14 protein-coding genes and 1 pseudogene are annotated in these 17,695 nt (G+C 34.8%); 14 read left to right on the top strand and 1 reads right to left on the bottom strand.

Annotated elements, in window-relative coordinates; genetic code table 11:
* The 5 genes from accD to HU235_RS07695 form a co-directional block, all read left to right on the top strand.
* Positions 1-770: acetyl-CoA carboxylase, carboxyltransferase subunit beta (gene accD / locus HU235_RS07715; RefSeq protein WP_174879831.1), on the top strand; the 770-nt coding region annotated here is incomplete at its 5' end.
* Positions 764-1,741 carry an acetyl-CoA carboxylase carboxyl transferase subunit alpha gene (gene accA, locus HU235_RS07710; RefSeq protein ID WP_095300656.1) on the top strand — a complete coding sequence of 326 codons (978 nt, stop codon included), beginning with the start codon at positions 764-766 and terminating at the stop codon, positions 1,739-1,741. The genes accD and accA, both read left to right, overlap by 7 nt.
* A 447-nt stretch (positions 1,742-2,188) precedes the next feature.
* A complete protein-coding gene (gene pfkA / locus HU235_RS07705; protein ID WP_095300655.1) occupies positions 2,189-3,148 on the top strand; it encodes a 6-phosphofructokinase in 960 nt (319 codons plus the stop codon).
* Positions 3,149-3,340: 192 nt separating this feature from the next.
* Complete coding sequence (gene pyk / locus HU235_RS07700; protein WP_095300654.1) at positions 3,341-5,101, top strand: pyruvate kinase; 1,761 nt, start codon at positions 3,341-3,343, stop codon at positions 5,099-5,101.
* 142 nt (positions 5,102-5,243) lie between these two features.
* Positions 5,244-5,633, top strand: a complete 390-nt coding sequence (locus HU235_RS07695) for an FxsA family protein (protein ID WP_307190578.1) — start codon at positions 5,244-5,246, stop codon at positions 5,631-5,633.
* A 94-nt stretch (positions 5,634-5,727) separates the two neighbouring features.
* Here HU235_RS07695 and ytvI read toward each other — a convergent pair.
* Positions 5,728-6,845: pseudogene (gene ytvI, locus HU235_RS07690) on the bottom strand (sporulation integral membrane protein YtvI).
* Between the two features lie 123 nt (positions 6,846-6,968).
* Here ytvI and HU235_RS07685 point away from each other — a divergent pair.
* The 9 genes from HU235_RS07685 to hflC all read left to right on the top strand — a co-directional run bounded on the left by HU235_RS07685 (position 6,969) and on the right by hflC (position 17,583).
* Positions 6,969-7,433, top strand: a complete 465-nt coding sequence (locus HU235_RS07685) for a DUF441 domain-containing protein (RefSeq protein WP_095300651.1) — start codon at positions 6,969-6,971, stop codon at positions 7,431-7,433.
* A gap of 642 nt (positions 7,434-8,075) precedes the next feature.
* Complete coding sequence (gene citZ, locus HU235_RS07680; RefSeq protein ID WP_095300650.1) at positions 8,076-9,194, top strand: citrate synthase; 1,119 nt, start codon at positions 8,076-8,078, stop codon at positions 9,192-9,194.
* A gap of 178 nt (positions 9,195-9,372) precedes the next feature.
* Positions 9,373-10,644, top strand: coding sequence for an NADP-dependent isocitrate dehydrogenase (gene icd, locus HU235_RS07675; protein WP_095300649.1), 1,272 nt, complete (start codon positions 9,373-9,375; stop codon positions 10,642-10,644).
* Between the two features lie 151 nt (positions 10,645-10,795).
* The gene (gene mdh / locus HU235_RS07670) at positions 10,796-11,734 is read left to right on the top strand and encodes a malate dehydrogenase (RefSeq protein ID WP_095300648.1); all 939 of its coding nucleotides are present in this window, start codon (positions 10,796-10,798) and stop codon (positions 11,732-11,734) included.
* Positions 11,735-11,894: 160 nt separating this feature from the next.
* On the top strand, positions 11,895-12,371 hold the full coding sequence (locus tag HU235_RS07665; RefSeq protein WP_095300647.1) for a hotdog family protein: 477 nt from the start codon (positions 11,895-11,897) through the stop codon (positions 12,369-12,371).
* A 516-nt stretch (positions 12,372-12,887) separates the two neighbouring features.
* A complete protein-coding gene (locus HU235_RS07660; protein ID WP_095300669.1) occupies positions 12,888-13,610 on the top strand; it encodes a response regulator transcription factor in 723 nt (240 codons plus the stop codon).
* Entirely contained in the window at positions 13,603-15,372 is a 1,770-nt protein-coding gene (pnpS, locus tag HU235_RS07655) for a two-component system histidine kinase PnpS (protein WP_095300646.1), read from the top strand. Before HU235_RS07660 ends, pnpS begins: the two co-directional genes overlap by 8 nt.
* Before the next feature lie 248 nt (positions 15,373-15,620).
* Complete coding sequence (gene hflK / locus HU235_RS07650; protein WP_174879830.1) at positions 15,621-16,667, top strand: FtsH protease activity modulator HflK; 1,047 nt, start codon at positions 15,621-15,623, stop codon at positions 16,665-16,667.
* Positions 16,657-17,583, top strand: a complete 927-nt coding sequence (hflC, locus tag HU235_RS07645; RefSeq protein WP_095300644.1) for a protease modulator HflC — start codon at positions 16,657-16,659, stop codon at positions 17,581-17,583. Before hflK ends, hflC begins: the two co-directional genes overlap by 11 nt.
* Positions 17,584-17,695: the final 112 nt, after the last annotated feature.

The raw sequence follows: 17,695 nt of genomic DNA, 5'->3' as shown, positions 1-17,695 counted from the left end.
GTCCAAGCTGTAAAAAAATCATTTACTCAAAAGAGGTAAATAAAAATTTAAAAGTTTGTATAAATTGTGGCTATCATTATCAAATGAATGCTAAAGAACGGATTGCAAGCTTATTTGATGAGAATAGTTTCGTTGAATACGACAAGGAAATGGTTTCTAAAAACCCATTAAATTTTCCAGGATACGAGGAAAAGTTAGAGAAGGACCGTAGCAAAACGAAGCAAAATGAAGCGGTTGTTACTGGTGAAGGTCTTATCAATGGCTTCAAAACGACAGTTGCAATAATGGATGCCAGCTTTCGAATGGGTAGTATGGGCTCTGTAGTCGGTGAGAAAATCACTCGTACAATAGAGAGAGCAAATGAACAAGGGCTACCTTTTATTATTTTTACAGCTTCTGGTGGAGCAAGAATGCAAGAAGGTGTGTTGAGCTTAATGCAAATGGCGAAAACTAGCTCAGCATTAAAGATATTTAGCGATAATGGTGGCTTAATTATATCAGTTATGACACATCCAACTACTGGCGGTGTTTCGGCTAGCTTTGCATCATTAGGAGATTATAACTTTGCTGAGCCTGGGGCGTTAATTGGATTTGCCGGTAGAAGAATTATCGAGCAAACGATCCGTGAAGATCTTCCTGAGGACTTTCAGACTTCAGAATTTTTGTTAAAACACGGACAATTGGATGCGGTTATACATCGACAAGAATTAAAAGAAACATTAGCTAACATCCTTGACATTCATCAAACAGGAGGTGAAATCACTTGGTAGGTGAATTAGAATTTGAAAAGCCAGTTGTCGAGCTTAGACAGAAAATAGACGAATTAAAGGAAATTACAAAAGGTTCTGATGTTGATTTGTCATCAGAGATTGAAAAACTTGAAGCTAGATTAGAAAAACTAACAAGCGAGATTTATTCTAATATAAAACCGTGGGATCGGGTGCAAATTGCACGTCATCCAAATCGACCGACATCATTGGATTATATTAATCATATTTTTACGAATTTTTTCGAATGCCACGGTGATCGCTATTATGGCGATGATGATGCAATTGTTAGTGGGATTGCTAAATTTAGAGATCTTCCTGTTACAGTGATTGGCCACCAACGTGGAAAGGACACGAAAGAGAATATCAGAAGAAATTTTGGTATGCCACATCCTGAAGGATATCGTAAGGCTTTACGCTTAATGAAGCAAGCAGATAAATTTAAACGTCCAATCATTTGCTTCATTGACACAAAGGGAGCTTATCCAGGGAAAGCAGCAGAAGAGCGTGGGCAAAGTGAGGCTATTGCAAAAAACCTATTTGAAATGGCGGGATTATCTGTACCTGTTATCTGCATAGTCATCGGTGAAGGTGGTAGTGGAGGAGCATTAGCTTTAGGTGTAGGCAATTATATTCATATGCTTGAAAACTCTACCTACTCTGTTATTTCCCCAGAGGGAGCAGCTGCTTTATTATGGAAGGATGCTGGATTAGCAAAGAAAGCAGCTGAAACAATGAAAATAACAGCACCTGATTTGAAAGAATTAGGAGTAGTTGATGAAATTATCCCTGAGGTAAAGGGTGGAGCCCATAAAAATGTCGTTGAACAAGCTGGGTATATTGAAGAAGTACTTGCAAGTTCTTTAAAATCTTTAAGCAAAATGAATGGTGAGGAATTAATTAATCATCGTTATGAGAAGTTCAAAAAAATAGGTCAAGTATCTTATTCAAATGAGTTACTTGGAGTTAAATAGAACGTGTGACCATTGGTCCACGTTTCTTTTTGATGAAAATGGGAATAATGAGTAAGTAGAGCTTAGTAGCGCAATTTGTAGATGGTCATTTATTAAGTGCTTGTTGAACGTTTGTTTGAAGTAAGAAAAGACAATTATTTTGCAAAATTACATATTTATTTAAACATAAAGAAAAAATTTATTGTATAATGAATAAGGCTCATAAAAGTTTATTCGACAAAAGTTGACTTTTTTACTTTTGTTGTATTGATCTACCATTCATGGTATTTTTGATTTATCCGTTTGCCTGTCAGTCATTCTTCAGTCTTAAAAATAGGTTGTTAGTAACTGTTAGGAAAAACTAGATAAGTCTTACTACAATCAATGGGGGATAACGTAACCCTCCACTGATTGAAAGTCTTGCTTTATAAAAAATAAAGCTACTAGAATATAGTGGGGTGAAGAAAAGTGAAAAAAATTGGTGTCCTTACTAGTGGTGGAGATTCTCCAGGTATGAATGCTGCTGTTCGTGCAGTAGTTCGTAAAGCAATTTTTCATAATGTTGAAGTATACGGTATCTTTCACGGGTATTCTGGTCTCATCGAAGGACGTATTGAAAAATTAGAATTAGGTTCAGTAGGAGATATTATTCATCGAGGCGGTACGAAATTATATTCTGCAAGATGTCCAGAATTTAAAACCGTTGAGGGTCAGAAAAAAGGAATTGAGCAACTTAAAAAGCACGGAATTGAAGGACTAGTTGTCATTGGTGGAGACGGTTCTTACATGGGTGCGAAAAAGCTGACAGAACATGGTTTTCCATGTGTAGGGGTTCCAGGTACAATCGATAATGATATTCCGGGAACTGATTTCACAATTGGCTTTGATACTGCGCTTAATACGGTCATTGATGCAATTGATAAAATTCGTGATACTGCAACTTCACATGAACGTACATATATTATTGAAGTAATGGGTAGACATGCTGGTGATATTGCGTTATGGTCAGGTCTTGCTGGTGGAGCGGAAACAATCTTGATTCCAGAAGCAGATTATGATATGGATGATATCGTTGGTCGTCTAAAAAGAGGACATGAACGCGGTAAGAAGCATAGTATTATCATCGTAGCTGAAGGTGTTGGTAGTGCAGTAGATTTTGCGAAACAAATCGAAGAAGCAACTACATTTGAAACACGAGTATCAGTATTAGGTCATGTACAGCGTGGTGGATCACCAACTGCGTTTGATCGTGTTTTAGCAAGCCGTTTAGGCGCTTATGCGGTTGAATTATTACTTGAAGGTAAAGGTGGACGTTGTGTAGGAATTCAGAAAAATCAACTCGTTCATCATGATATACTTGAAATCCTTGATCAACCTCATACAATTGATAAGGATATGTATCGACTATCAAAAGAGTTATCAATATAATTGTTACTAGGTGGTATCGTTTTCATATCTTCCAATTAGGTTGATTTGATAATAGATATCCTTTAGTATTTTTATTTGAGTTTTGAAAAAGTAAATCGGTAAAACCATAGTAAATGTTGGAATAAGGGAATTACATCCATATCCATTATAAATGTTTATTCCCTTATTCGTAAAATGGTAGGAGGAACATAAATGCGAAAAACTAAGATTGTATGTACGATCGGTCCAGCAAGTGAATCAATTGAAAAATTAACGGAATTAATGGAAGCGGGGATGAATGTTTCACGCTTAAATTTTTCCCATGGTGATTTTGAAGAGCATGGAAATCGTATTAAAAATATAAGAGAAGCATCTGCAAAGCTAAACAAAACAGTTGCGATTTTATTGGATACGAAGGGACCTGAAATACGTACTCATACAATGGAAAATGGTGCGATCGAATTAGTAGCTGGTAATGAAATAATTATTTCGATGACAGAAGTTGTAGGTACAAAAGAAAAGTTCTCTGTTACATATGAAGGTTTAATTGATGATGTTCATATCGGCTCAACGATTTTATTAGATGATGGTCTAATTGAATTAGAAGTAATTGGTCTAGATCAAGCAAATGGTGAAATTAAGACAAAGATTAAAAACAGTGGAACCTTAAAAAATAAAAAGGGTGTCAACGTTCCAGGTGTAAGCGTTAAACTTCCAGGTATTACGGAAAAGGATGCAAAGGATATCGTATTTGGTATTGAGCAAGGTGTTGATTTCATTGCTGCTTCCTTTGTTCGACGCGCTTCAGACGTACTAGAAATCCGCGAATTATTGGAAGAGCATAACGCTAGTCATATTCAAATTATTCCAAAAATCGAAAACCAAGAAGGTGTCGATAATATCGACGAAATTTTAGAGGTTTCTGATGGTTTAATGGTTGCTCGTGGCGATCTAGGAGTTGAAATTCCAGCTGAGGAAGTTCCGCTAGTTCAAAAGGAATTAATTAGAAAATGTAATGCTCTTGGAAAACCAGTTATTACGGCTACACAAATGTTAGATAGCATGCAACGTAATCCAAGACCTACTCGTGCAGAAGCAAGTGACGTTGCTAACGCGATCTTTGATGGTACTGATGCAATTATGTTATCTGGTGAAACAGCTGCTGGATCATATCCTGTTGAAGCAGTAAAAACAATGCATAATATCGCGTCAAGAGCAGAACAGGCTTTAGACTATAAAGAGATCCTTTCAAAACGCAGTGATCAAGTTGGTACAACTATTACTGATGCAATTGGTCAGTCAACAGCTTACACTGCATTAAAATTAGGAGTTTCTGCTATTGTAACTCCAACTGAAAGTGGCCATACACCACGTATGATTTCAAAATATCGTCCAAAAGCACCAATTATTGCTGTTACAGTATCTGAATCTGTATCACGTAAATTAGCATTAGTATGGGGAGTTTATCCAAGAAGTGGTAACCACTCAACATCAACTGATGAAATGCTAGATAATTCTGTTCTCGAAGCGATAAACGGTGGATTTGTTACACATGGTGATTTAGTTGTTATTACAGCTGGTGTACCGGTTGGAGAAGCTGGAACAACGAACTTAATGAAAGTACATGTTATCGGTGATGTATTAGCAAAAGGACAAGGAATTGGTCGTAAATCAGCATTCGGTAAAGTTGTAGTTGCAAGTACAGCAAAGGATGCAGAAGCAAAAATGACAAAAGGATCAATTCTTGTTGCTCAAAGTACAGATCGTGATATGATGGGAGCTCTTGAACAAGCTACAGCATTAATTACTGAAGAAGGTGGATTAACAAGCCATGCCGCAGTAGTTGGCCTTAGCTTAGGAATACCTGTTATTGTAGGTGTTGAAAATGCTACATCAATTTTAAAAGATGGACAAGATATTACAGTTGACGCTGTAAGAGGTGTCGTTTATCAAGGACATGCAAGTGTTCTTTAATTTGAAGAATTGATTGAAAAGAGATGAGGATTATACGTCCTCTTCTCTTTTCTTTTTATTTGAAAGCTCTATAGCGCTTGCGCTTTTTCTCCCTCTTCACATAAAATAGAGTTAGTTGTACATCCCATTTTGAGAGGGTGAAATGATGAGGTTTTTAACGATAATCTTTATCTTAATTCCGATATTGGAAATTAGTGTACTTCTTATATCAGGGAAAACAATTGGTGTATTACCAACCCTTTTATTATTATTCCTAACAGGGATAATTGGGGCTTGGCTTGCAAAGAGACAAGGATTAGAAACAATGAGAAAAATGCAGGAACAATTAAGATATGGTCAAATACCTGGCGATGCAATCGTGGATAGTATTTGTATTTTTTTCGGAGGTCTATTATTGCTAACTCCTGGTTACATTACAGATATTTGTGGATTTTTGTTATTACTTCCGTTTACGAGAAATAAATTAAAACCGGTTTTGTTTTTGCTTATGAGAAGATGGATTGAAAAAAACAATGTGACAATTATTCGATAAAACAAATTTTAGGCTGATAAAAAGGTCAGACTTATTGAACAAAAATACTGTGTTTTAAATGAGTCAGGCCTTTTTAAGCAGTCATATATGTTTTCTAATTTCTTTCTTTCCCAATAATAAACTGCCACAAATCCTCGTATACTCCCGCAGTATGTAATGTTTTTAATATAACTACAGCTACTGGTCCTACGATTAGCCCTAAAAATCCAATCAGTTGATAGCCTATAAAAAGAGAAATGAGTGTAGCGAGTGGATCTAATCCGATGCTTGACGAAAGAACTTTTGGTTCCATCACTTGTCTTTGGATCATTACGATAAGATAAAGAATGCCTAGACCGATTGCCAAAGGTAAACTCCCGCTAAATGATAAATAGATAATCCAAGGTACAAATACTAATCCTGTTCCAAGGTATGGAAGAATATCGACTAAACCGATTAACAAAGCAATAGTTATCGCATAATCAACCCGAAGAATAAGAAGGCCAATTAGTACGATAGTTGTTGTAATCGAAATCAATGTTAATTGAGCGCGAATAAAGCCAAATAATGCTTTTTTTAGTTCATCAAAAACTGTTTTTCCACTACTTCTTGCTTTTTGCGGGAGAATATTTGATAAAAGACCTTTAAACTTATACCAATCCTTACTAATAAAAAAAGTAGCTATAATGAAAAAATGATAACAGTTGCTGCATTTGGGAGCCACCGGATTAATATTGGGATATTTTCTAAAAAGCTTTTTATAAATAAACCAATGCTTGATGTGATTTGCTCGCCGATATTTTGAATATTAGTAATAATTGAATTCTGTTGATTCGTATCTAGTGTTGAAAATAAATATGTTAATTGATTATATATTGGCATGATCTTTTCTACAAAAAAAGATTCTAAATAGATAGCTAATAGATCTAAATGACCAGGTATGACTCTTGCCAAATAAGTTGTCCCAGTTACGATTTCTGCTACTAATAATATGACAAGCCCGATTATTAAACAGAGTAATAAAATAATCGCAATTATAACAGCAAGTCCTCTATGAAGTTTAGCCTTTCTTTCAAGAAAATTTACAAGAGGATTAATAAATAGAGCGATCAAAATCGCAATAATAAATGGATAGGTCAATGTAGATAAATAATATAAAATGAGAACACTAAGGATAGTTAGTCCAACAATTAATAGGAGTCTTAACAAACTATATACATATTGCAAGCTCAATTTACTTCCTCCTAAGAAAAGCTTTTAAGACATGTTTATTATAATAAAGGCTTGTTTATGAGAAAAAGATTGTGCCAAATAGAATATAGGTGAAATTGTTGAATATGTTTGGAGGATCATAAAATGTTTAATCAGCCAATGCTTTTTTTATTCATATTATTAGTCATTGGATTAATAGCGAAAAATCAATCATTAATCATTGCCGTAGGGTGTTTGATGGTTATAAAAATTATCGGGTTAGAATCGAAAATATTGCCAACGGTTGGTTCAAAAGGTATCAATTGGGGGGTCACGATAATTACCATTGCTGTGCTCGTTCCAATAGCAACAGGTGATATAGGATTTAAACAGCTGTTAGAGGCAGTGAAATCTATATATGCATGGATTGCATTAGGTGCTGGTATTGCTGTTGCACTAATAGCGAAAAATGGTTTAACCTTATTAGCAGAAGACCCACACATCACAACAGCTCTTGTGTTTGGAACAATTATCGCTGTTGCATTATTTAATGGTGTTGCTGTAGGCCCATTAATTGGAGCAGGTATTGCCTATTTAGCGATGCAAGTAGTAAAGCTCTTTAGTTCGTAAGATAAGAGGGAAAATAACTAACTAAAAAAATAGATACCTCACCTAAATAAGGGAAATTACGATCATTTAGGTGGGGAATATTCGGATTGTTTTCGTCTTATTTCATTGGATTTATTAGGAAATAATAGTGAAAATTAATGTACACTACAATAACATTTTTGTAGAAAGTTATTTAAGATAGGGATGAAAAAGTAGAAAAAATGTTAAAAAATCATTTTTCTAACAAATTTTTTTGCCGTTTCAATTGTTTTTCATTCACAAAAGTCTGATAATTGTTTATAATAAGGATAGATTCATAAATAGGCTCTAGAAACGTATGTTGTACACATCGACAGAGTCATATCTTTGATGAGATTTCTATAGAGAATTTTGAATTGCCTATTTTTGTTTCTCTTAAGAAAAAATGTAAGCATTTTCTTTTCGTCGTTAGTTTCATGAGCAAGCGCTCAATCATCTAGAAGTTTAAATAACCCATTCGATTTCGTTTGATATAAGTTAATTTTATTAACGAGAAATACATAGAGAAAGAGGATTCTCTACATATAAACGATGATAATAAAATGTGATGGGGAGATTTTTTTATTGCAATATTTGGACTTTTTAGATTAATATGGGGAATTAGAGGTAAAGGAGAGGATTTTTATGACAGTAACACGCGGTCTAGAAGGAATCATTGCTACTACTTCATCTGTAAGTTCGATTATCGATGATAATTTAACTTATGTAGGTTATAACATTGATGATTTAGCAGAACATGCAAGCTTTGAAGAAGTGGTATATTTACTATGGCATCGAAAACTTCCAAATTTAGAGCAATTAAGTGAAATTAAGAGACAACTTGCGGAAAATGCGAAAATTCCACAACAAGTCATTGACCACTTCAAAACATACCCTATCAAACGTGTGCATCCTATGGCAGCACTTCGAACAGCTGTATCATTACTCGGCTTATTTGATGAAGAAGCTGATGATATGAGTCCTGAAGCAAATTATAGAAAAGCGATTCGCCTTCAAGCACAGCTTCCAATTATCGTTACATCATTTGCACGTATTCGAAAAGGATTAGAGCCAATTGAGCCACGAACAGATTTATCAATGGCTGCAAATTTCTTATATACGTTACTAGGTGAGGAGCCTAATGAAGTAGCAGTTGAGGCATTTAATAAAGCACTTGTCTTACATGCTGATCATGAATTAAATGCGTCAACTTTTACTGCAAGAGTATGTGTTGCAACTTTATCTGATGTATATTCCGGTGTTACCTCAGCTATCGGTGCACTTAAAGGTCCATTACATGGAGGGGCAAACGAGGCAGTTATGAAAATGCTCTCTGAAATTGGTGAAGTAGAAAATGTTGAAAGCTACATTAATGAAAAATTTGCCAATAAAGAAAAAATTATGGGCTTCGGACATCGTGTCTATCGTAAAGGAGACCCTAGAGCAAAACATCTGAAGAAAATGTCAGAGAAATTGACAAAATTAACAGGTCAGCCTAAATGGTATGAAATGTCTACAAAAATTGAAGAGCTTGTTACGGCAAGAAAACCATTGCCGCCAAATGTAGATTTTTATTCTGCATCAATGTATCATAGCTTAGGTATTGATCATGATTTATTTACACCAATCTTTGCAGTAAGTCGTGTTTCTGGATGGCTTGCACATATTTTAGAACAATATGAAAACAATCGATTAATCAGACCACGTGCTGAGTATGTAGGTCCAGAGAAACAAATCTATATTCCTGTAGAACAAAGAGGATAAGGATTCAATTCATATTATTTAAAAACGGTAATCCTCCCTGCTAAATGGGGGGATTACTCTGTGAAGTAAAAAATAGTAGTGAAACACTTCAAAAAAACTAAAAAACTACTATACTAAAAAGGTATTATCTATCCAATGGATAAATAAAATATATTACATAACCTGGGAGGTAATTTTTTTGACACAAGGCGAAAAAATTCAAGTTACTAATGGAGTTTTAAATGTACCAAACAATCCAGTTATACCATTCATTGAAGGAGATGGAATCGGTCCTGATATTTGGGCTGCAGCATCACGTGTATTAGAAGCAGCGGTTGAAAAAGCATACAATGGTGAAAAGAAAATTGTTTGGAAAGAGGTTCTTGCAGGAGAAAAAGCATTTAACCAAACAGGTGAATGGTTACCAGATGAAACATTAGAAGTTATTCGTGAGTATTTAATCGCGATTAAAGGTCCATTAACAACACCAATTGGCGGAGGTATCCGTTCATTAAACGTAGCACTTCGTCAGGAGTTAGATTTATTTACTTGCTTACGTCCTGTTCGTTATTTCCAAGGTGTTCCTTCACCAGTTAAACGTCCAGAAGATACTGATATGGTTATTTTCCGTGAAAATACAGAAGATATCTATGCAGGTATTGAATATGCAAAAGGAACAGAAGAAGTAGAAAAATTAATCAACTTCTTAAAAAATGAAATGGGTGTAAATAAAATTCGCTTCCCTGAAACATCTGGAATCGGAATTAAGCCTGTTTCACAAGAAGGTACAAGCCGTCTAGTAAGAGCTGCAATTAACTATGCAATTGAGCATGGTCGCAAGTCAGTTACACTAGTTCACAAAGGTAATATTATGAAATTTACTGAAGGTGCTTTTAAAAACTGGGGTTATGAACTTGCTGAAAAAGAATTCGGCGATAAAGTATTTACGTGGGCTGAATATGATCGCATTGCAGAAGCTGAAGGTAAAGAAGCAGCTAATAAAGCTCAAGCTGATGCAGAAGCAGCAGGAAAAATTATTATTAAAGATTCAATTGCAGACATTTTCCTACAACAGATTTTAACTCGTCCTCGTGAATTCGATGTAGTAGCTACAATGAACTTAAATGGAGACTATATTTCTGATGCATTAGCAGCACAAGTTGGTGGTATCGGTATTGCACCTGGAGCAAACATCAACTATGAAACTGGTCATGCTATTTTTGAAGCAACTCATGGAACAGCACCTAAGTACGCGGGCTTAGACAAAGTAAACCCATCTTCAGTACTTCTTTCTGGTGTTCTTATGCTTGAACATCTTGGTTGGACTGAAGCAGCTCAATTAATTACAAATTCAGTTGAAAAGACAATTGCCTCAAAAGTTGTTACTTATGACTTTGCACGTTTAATGGAAGGTGCAACAGAGGTTAAATGTTCAGAATTTGCTGATGAGCTAATTAAAAATTTAGGTTAATACTAATCGAGAGTTAGTTCGTCATGACTTCTAAGGGGCGTTCTTTGGACGAAGCGAATATGTTCGAAGGTTTAGAATGTATATTTGCTTATCCAAAGATTCGTCCCATTTTTCTAACAAATAAGGAAACGATAGCGAGAGGATGGTTTTTATGGCAATTACACGTAAAAAGGTGTCTGTTATCGGAAGTGGATTTACTGGTGCAACAACTGCTTTTCTCCTTGCCCAAAAGGAGTTAGCTGATGTTGTTTTAGTGGATATTCCTCAAATGGAAAATCCTACAAAGGGCAAGGCATTAGATATGCTTGAGGCTAGTCCAATACAAGGATTTGATGCAAATATTATTGGTACATCCAATTATGAAGATACAGAGAAATCTGACATAGTTGTTATTACAGCTGGAATTGCTAGAAAACCTGGAATGAGCCGGGATGATCTTGTCTCAACAAATGCAGGGATTATGAAGTCTGTTACAAGGGAAGTAGTTAAATATTCTCCTGATTGTACGATCATTGTTTTGACAAACCCTGTCGATGCAATGACATATACTGTATACAAGGAATCTGGTTTCCCTAAGCATCGCGTAATAGGACAGTCAGGTGTATTGGATACTGCTCGCTTCCGTACGTTTGTTGCTCAAGAATTAAATCTTTCTGTTAAAGATATTACTGGATTTGTATTAGGTGGACATGGAGACGATATGGTTCCGCTTGTACGTTATTCATATGCAGGTGGTATTCCTCTGGAAACATTAATTCCGAAAGAACGCCTTGATGCTATCGTTGAAAGAACACGTAAAGGCGGCGGTGAAATTGTTAATCTATTAGGGAATGGAAGTGCATATTATGCTCCTGCAGCTTCACTAGTAGAAATGGTAGAAGCAATTGTAAAAGACCAACGTCGTGTTTTACCATCAATTGTCTATTTAGAGGGTGAATATGGATTTGATGGTATTTATTTAGGTGTTCCTACCGTACTTGGTGGAAATGGGTTAGAACAAATTATTGAGTTAGATTTAACTGAAGATGAAAAAGCTGCCTTACAAAAATCAGCGGATTCAGTTAAAAATGTCATGAAGGTATTATCTTAGTACGATTGGACGATAATCATGTAATAGATAAAAAGAAAGTTGAGTTTTGCTCAATTTTCTTTTTTTACTATCTAATTATATACGGTGCCTTCTTCTGCTTAATAATTGACTTTAAGTGATATATAAATGAATTGTAAATGATACAAAGGTGGTGCTAACCATGCTTCTTGGGAAGAAGCGAAAACTTGGAAGAAATATTAAAGATATTTCTATTGGTGAAAAATTATCGTTAACGGAAAAAATAGAGGATAAAGAATTACTCCTTTATTTAGGATTAACGAATGATGCGAATCCGCTCTACATACAGCATGACTATGCTTCTCAAACTCCATACAAAAAACCTCTTGTTCCAAGCATTATGTTAACAGGTATAATAATTTCTGCAATCTCAAAATATTTACCTGGGCCTGGAAGTCATATTTTGAAACATGAATTAACATTCCATAGACCTATTTATCATTATACAGTTATACAATTTAATTTTGAGGTAACAGAAATATTAGTATCAGAAAATAAAATTGTTGTTTCGGTTCAAGCATTAAGTTCTGAGGAAGAAATATTAATTGATGGAAGTGTTACGGTAAGTCCACCGTGTACAACCGAACAAGTGGAAGGGAATGCATTAGATAATTTTTAACTTTTGGATAATTAGTTGAACGTATTTTAATTGACAATACGATTAAAGAAAGATGATGGTAAAATACATACAAAAATTGGATATGTCCAGCTTAACGATGAAACTGCAATTTTTATATGCAGTTTTTTTCATTAGGTTCCTTTTTTAGATGTCGTTTTTAAGCCTAATCTGTGTTTGGGAATGAGTAAAGTGCTTAACTACTGCTTAAATTTGAAAAATCCTCCGAAAATCCTATTAATTTGAAGTTTCTTATAGTTTGAGTTACGATATAATGAATTTACAAAAGATGATAGAGTTTTGTGAATAGTAGAAAAGTGATTTTTATATAAGAAGTCTTTTCGATTATTCGTACTTTATTTCGGCAGACAATGTTTTGCTGAAGATTCTTTGGGAATAGAGAGAAAATGGAAATGAGATTTCGTGAGGAAAACGCTACATGAAACAAGTTTTCGAGATATAATAGAAGTAAAAACAGATTGGTTGTTTGTAGGGGAATAATGAGTGTTGGAGGATTTTATGAGTAAGAAGATTTTAGTTGTGGATGATGAGCAATCGATTTTAACATTGCTACAGTATAATTTAGAGAAGGCGGGCTATCTTGTCCAAACTGCTATGGATGGTGAGGCAGGGATACAAAGCTGTATCGCTGATGAGCCAGATTTAATTGTTTTAGATCTTATGCTTCCAAAAATGGATGGACTTGAGGTTTGTAAGGAACTTCGACAAAGAAAAATAATGGTTCCAATTTTAATGTTAACTGCTAAAGACGATGAATTTGATAAGGTATTAGGTCTAGAACTAGGCGCTGATGATTATATGACTAAGCCATTTAGTCCAAGAGAAGTTGTAGCAAGAGTTAAAGCTATTCTTAGACGATCATCACATACTCATCAAGAAGTAGAACAAAAGGAACCTGATGAACCAGAACAAATGATTATCGGTGATTTAAAAGTTTTACCAGAGCATTATGAGGCTTATTACGTGAATGAGAGATTGGATTTAACACCAAAGGAGTTTGAGCTTCTTGTTTATTTAGCGAAACATAAGGGAAGAGTCTTAACGCGTGATCAACTTCTTAGTGCTGTTTGGGACTATGACTTTGCCGGAGATACAAGAATAGTCGATGTTCATATCAGTCACCTCCGTGAAAAAATTGAAAGAAACACGAAAAAGCCGCTTTACATTAAAACAATAAGAGGATTGGGCTATAAGTTAGAGGAGCCTAAAATGGATGAATAAATTTCGTTCCCGATTACTTTTTGGGCTATTTGTATTAATTGTATCGGTTCTTGTCGGTTTAGGTTTATTATTAGGACAAATTTTTCAAAACTATTATATTAATTCTTTTAAGGACATGTTACAAAAGGAAGCGAAACTAGCCAAAACTCTTGTGTTTGAGAAAGGGTTATCGAATGAAGAATCTACAAGCTTTGTCCTTGATTTGAGTGAGTCGTTTACTTCGCACATTACAATATTAAATGAGAATGACGAGGTAATTTATGATGCAGGGCAACTAGAAGGCGCACATGATCATCATCAAATGATTGAAAACGTCCTTCCGGTTATGAAAAACAAAGAAGAAGGGCATTATGCAACAGATCCTGCGAATAAAATCGGCTATTTTGGGTTACCGATTATTGAGGGAAATACGTATAAAGGGATCGTCCTTGTTAACACATCAATTGAAGAACTAAATAAGATGATTCAACAAATGTGGATATTGTTAGTCGTGAGTTTAAGTTTAGCTTTTATCATTATCCTATTTATTGGCGTAAAAATTACACGACAATATACTCGCCCTATTGAGTCTGCCACAAAGGTTGCAATGGAGCTTGCGAAGGGAAATTATAAAGCACGTACTTATGAGGATCATCTCGATGAAACAGGAATGCTTAGTCAATATATAAATATTTTAGCAAGAAATCTTCAAGATATGACACGTGCTCAAGAAATGCAGCAGGACCGTCTCCAAACTTTAATTGAAAACATGGGTAGCGGCTTAATTTTAATCGATGGAAGAGGATATATTAATTTAGTTAATCGAGCCTATAAAGAGTTATTTGAAGTGGAATCTGCGAAATTTCTTTATCAGTTATATTATGATGCGTTTACTCACAATGAAATCATTGAGCTTGTTGAAGAAATCTTTATGACCGAAGTAAAAGTAAGAAAGCAACTCCAGCTACCGTTAAATATAGAATTTAAGCATTTTGAGGTATATGGAGCGCCGATAATCGGAACAAATGATGAGTGGAAGGGGATCGTCCTTGTATTCCATGATATAACAGAATTGAAAAAATTAGAGCAAATGAGGAAGGACTTTGTTGCAAATGTTTCTCATGAGCTCAAAACTCCAATAACATCAATCAAAGGGTTTAGCGAAACTTTGCTGGACGGTGCACTCAATGATAGGGAGACTGCTGAATATTTTTTATCGATTATTCTTAAAGAAAGTGATCGATTACAAACATTAATCCAAGATTTATTGGATTTATCAAAAATTGAACAGCAAGGCTTTAAGCTATCTATTCAAGCTTGTGATGTGAAAGAAATATTAGAGGATATCGAAGTCATCCTTAAAGGTAAGGCAAAAGAAAAACAAATCGAATTGACATATACCGTTCCAGAGGGCTTTGTTTTTGTTGAAGGGGATTTATATCGATTAAAGCAAATTTTTATTAATTTAATTAACAATGCATTAACATATACACCAAAGGGTGGCTCGGTTCATGTTCAAGTAGAGAAAGATGAAGGAGCTGTTATTGTTACAGTTTCTGATACAGGAATTGGTATAAAAACAGAAGAAATACCGCGAATATTTGAGCGTTTTTATCGAGTTGATCGTGCCCGAAGTAGAAATTCTGGAGGAACGGGTTTGGGATTAGCAATTGTTAAGCATTTAGTCGAGGCTCATAAAGGCTTAATAACAGTGAAGAGTCAACTTGGTGAAGGAACTACTTTTACTGTAAGGTTAAATGAAAAGTTTGAGTCGGAAATCTAATTGGTGTAAATTTCGACATACTTTACAAATAATTTACATGAGGTTTATCCTATCTTAATATACAGTTGATATGATACAAAGTGAAAACCCCTTCATCCAAGGAGCCAATCTTTTGGACGAGAGCGTAAAGCTCTCGTCCCTTTTTTTATGCAGTAAGATTTTTCTATTACTGAGTAATATTTGAAACTTTCTCCAATTAAATACGTATGAAAGGTGAGGTAAAAGTACGTAGAGAAAGTAGGGGTAGGATGTTAAGTATAAAAAGAATTTTTACCATCATCGGATTTGCTATTCTGCTTATTTTACTGTCGATTGTTGTATTTACATCTTGGTATACAGTTGACGAATCCGAACAGGCGGTAATGATTACACTTGGTAAAGTTGAGGAAGGTGTAAGTGAGCCTGGTTTACATTTTAAATATCCATGGCCAATTCAATCTGTAGAAATCCTATCAAAGGAAACATTTAGTTTACAATTTGGATATAAAGAATCAAAGGACGGAGAAGTAAAGGATTTTCCAAAAGAGACAAAAATGATTACCGGTGATGAAAACATTGTTTTAGCAGATATGGTTGTCCAATGGAAAATAACTGAGCCGGGTAAATATTTATTTAATGCTGAAAATCCGGAAGAAATATTAGAGGATGCTACATCAGCTTCTTTAAGAAGTATTATTGGTAGCTCAACAATAGATGATGCTTTAACATCTGGTAAGGTAGAAATTGAAAAACAAGTACAAGAGCTTTTATCAACGCTTATAAAAAATTATGATATCGGAATTACAATATTAGCTGTTAAATTGCAAGATGTTGACCTTCCTAATGAAGAGGTACGTAAGGCGTTTACAAATGTAACAGATGCTCGTGAAACAATGAACACTAGGAAAAATGAAGCAATGAAATATCGTAATCAACGGACTGAAGAGGCTAAAGGGGAAAAGGATGCGATTATTCATGCGGCAAATGGAGATAAAGCATCCCGTATTGAAGAAGCCCGGGGCGATGTCGCACAATTTAATGCTATTTATAATGAGTATGTCCATAATAAAGACATTACGAAAACAAGACTTGTGCTAGAAACAATTGACCAAGTATTACCTAATGCAGAAATTTATATTATGGAAGATGACGGTAATACAATGAAATACTTACCGATAAAAGAAACAACTACTAGCAAGACAGTAGTACCTGAAGAAGAGAGTTCATCAGAACCATCAGAACCATCAGAACCAACTGAACCAACTGAACCATCAGATACGTCAGATAGTAAAGGGAGTGAAATAAATGGCCGATGAAAAAATAGTGAACATGGGTGAAAAGAAGCTTCCATTTATTAAAGGGTATATCCGTGCGGGAATTATCCTATTGATTACGATTATACTGCTTGTAATTGTATTAACAAATATTTTTATTGTTAAGGAAAATGAATTTAAAGTAGTGAGACAATTTGGTGAAGTAGTTCGCATCATTGAGCAGCCTGGATTAAATATGAAAATACCGTTTATTCAGTCTGTAACAACTCTCCCTAAATATCAAATGACCTATAATGTTCAGGAAGCAGAAATTAATACAAAGGACAAAAAACGACTCATAATTGATAACTATACAGTTTGGAAAATAGATGATCCGAAAAAACTTATTGCGAATGCTCGTACCCTTGTAAATGCAGAAACAAAAATGGCGGAATTCGTTTTTTCAACGGTTCGTTCAGAGCTTGGACAATTGAATTATGATGATATTATAAATGATGAAAAATCGTCAAGGGGAAGTTTAAATGACCAGGTTACAGATATCGTAAATGAGTTATTAGAAAAAGATGATTATGGTATAGTTGTAACAGATGTACGAATGAAGCGAACGGACTTACCTGAAGAAAATGAACAATCGGTTTTTACTAGAATGATTTCTGAACGGGAATCAACTGCACAAGGATATTTATCGAAGGGTGATGCAGAAAAAAATAGAATTATTGCGGAAACAGATAGCGAAGTAAAGGAAATGCTTGCAAATGCAGAAGCAAATGCAGAGGAAATTCGAAGTCAAGGTGAAAGTGAAGCAGCCAAAATGTATAATTCAGCCTATTCAAAGGATCCAGAATTTTATGAAATGTATCGCACTTTGCAATCGTATAAACAAACGATAAATGATGAAACAGTCATAATTATTCCTTTTGATTCACCTTATGCACAATTGCTTAAAGGTGCTCAATAAAATTCGAAAATAAGCAATAACAACCAACCGTTTTCCATTCTATTTAGACTCGTGATAAAATAGAATGGGAAATGGTTTTTTTGTTGATAATTTCAATAAATGTTATGATAGC

It is taken from the genome of Metabacillus niabensis (assembly GCF_902829255.1).
Taxonomy (GTDB): Bacteria; Bacillota; Bacilli; order Bacillales; family Bacillaceae; genus Metabacillus; species Metabacillus niabensis.
Note: the sequence above shows the minus strand (reverse complement) of the source record. Positions and strands in the feature narration are given on the sequence as shown.

Coding starts and splice junctions, on each gene's coding strand:
- pyk (WP_095300654.1), top strand. CDS start 3,341: ATGCGAAAAACTAAGATTGTATGTACGATCGGTCCAGCAAGTGAATCA.
- HU235_RS07695 (WP_307190578.1), top strand. CDS start 5,244: ATGATGAGGTTTTTAACGATAATCTTTATCTTAATTCCGATATTGGAA.
- HU235_RS07685 (WP_095300651.1), top strand. CDS start 6,969: ATGTTTAATCAGCCAATGCTTTTTTTATTCATATTATTAGTCATTGGA.
- citZ (WP_095300650.1), top strand. CDS start 8,076: ATGACAGTAACACGCGGTCTAGAAGGAATCATTGCTACTACTTCATCT.
- mdh (WP_095300648.1), top strand. CDS start 10,796: ATGGCAATTACACGTAAAAAGGTGTCTGTTATCGGAAGTGGATTTACT.
- HU235_RS07665 (WP_095300647.1), top strand. CDS start 11,895: ATGCTTCTTGGGAAGAAGCGAAAACTTGGAAGAAATATTAAAGATATT.
- HU235_RS07660 (WP_095300669.1), top strand. CDS start 12,888: ATGAGTAAGAAGATTTTAGTTGTGGATGATGAGCAATCGATTTTAACA.
- pnpS (WP_095300646.1), top strand. CDS start 13,603: ATGAATAAATTTCGTTCCCGATTACTTTTTGGGCTATTTGTATTAATT.
- hflK (WP_174879830.1), top strand. CDS start 15,621: ATGTTAAGTATAAAAAGAATTTTTACCATCATCGGATTTGCTATTCTG.
- hflC (WP_095300644.1), top strand. CDS start 16,657: ATGGCCGATGAAAAAATAGTGAACATGGGTGAAAAGAAGCTTCCATTT.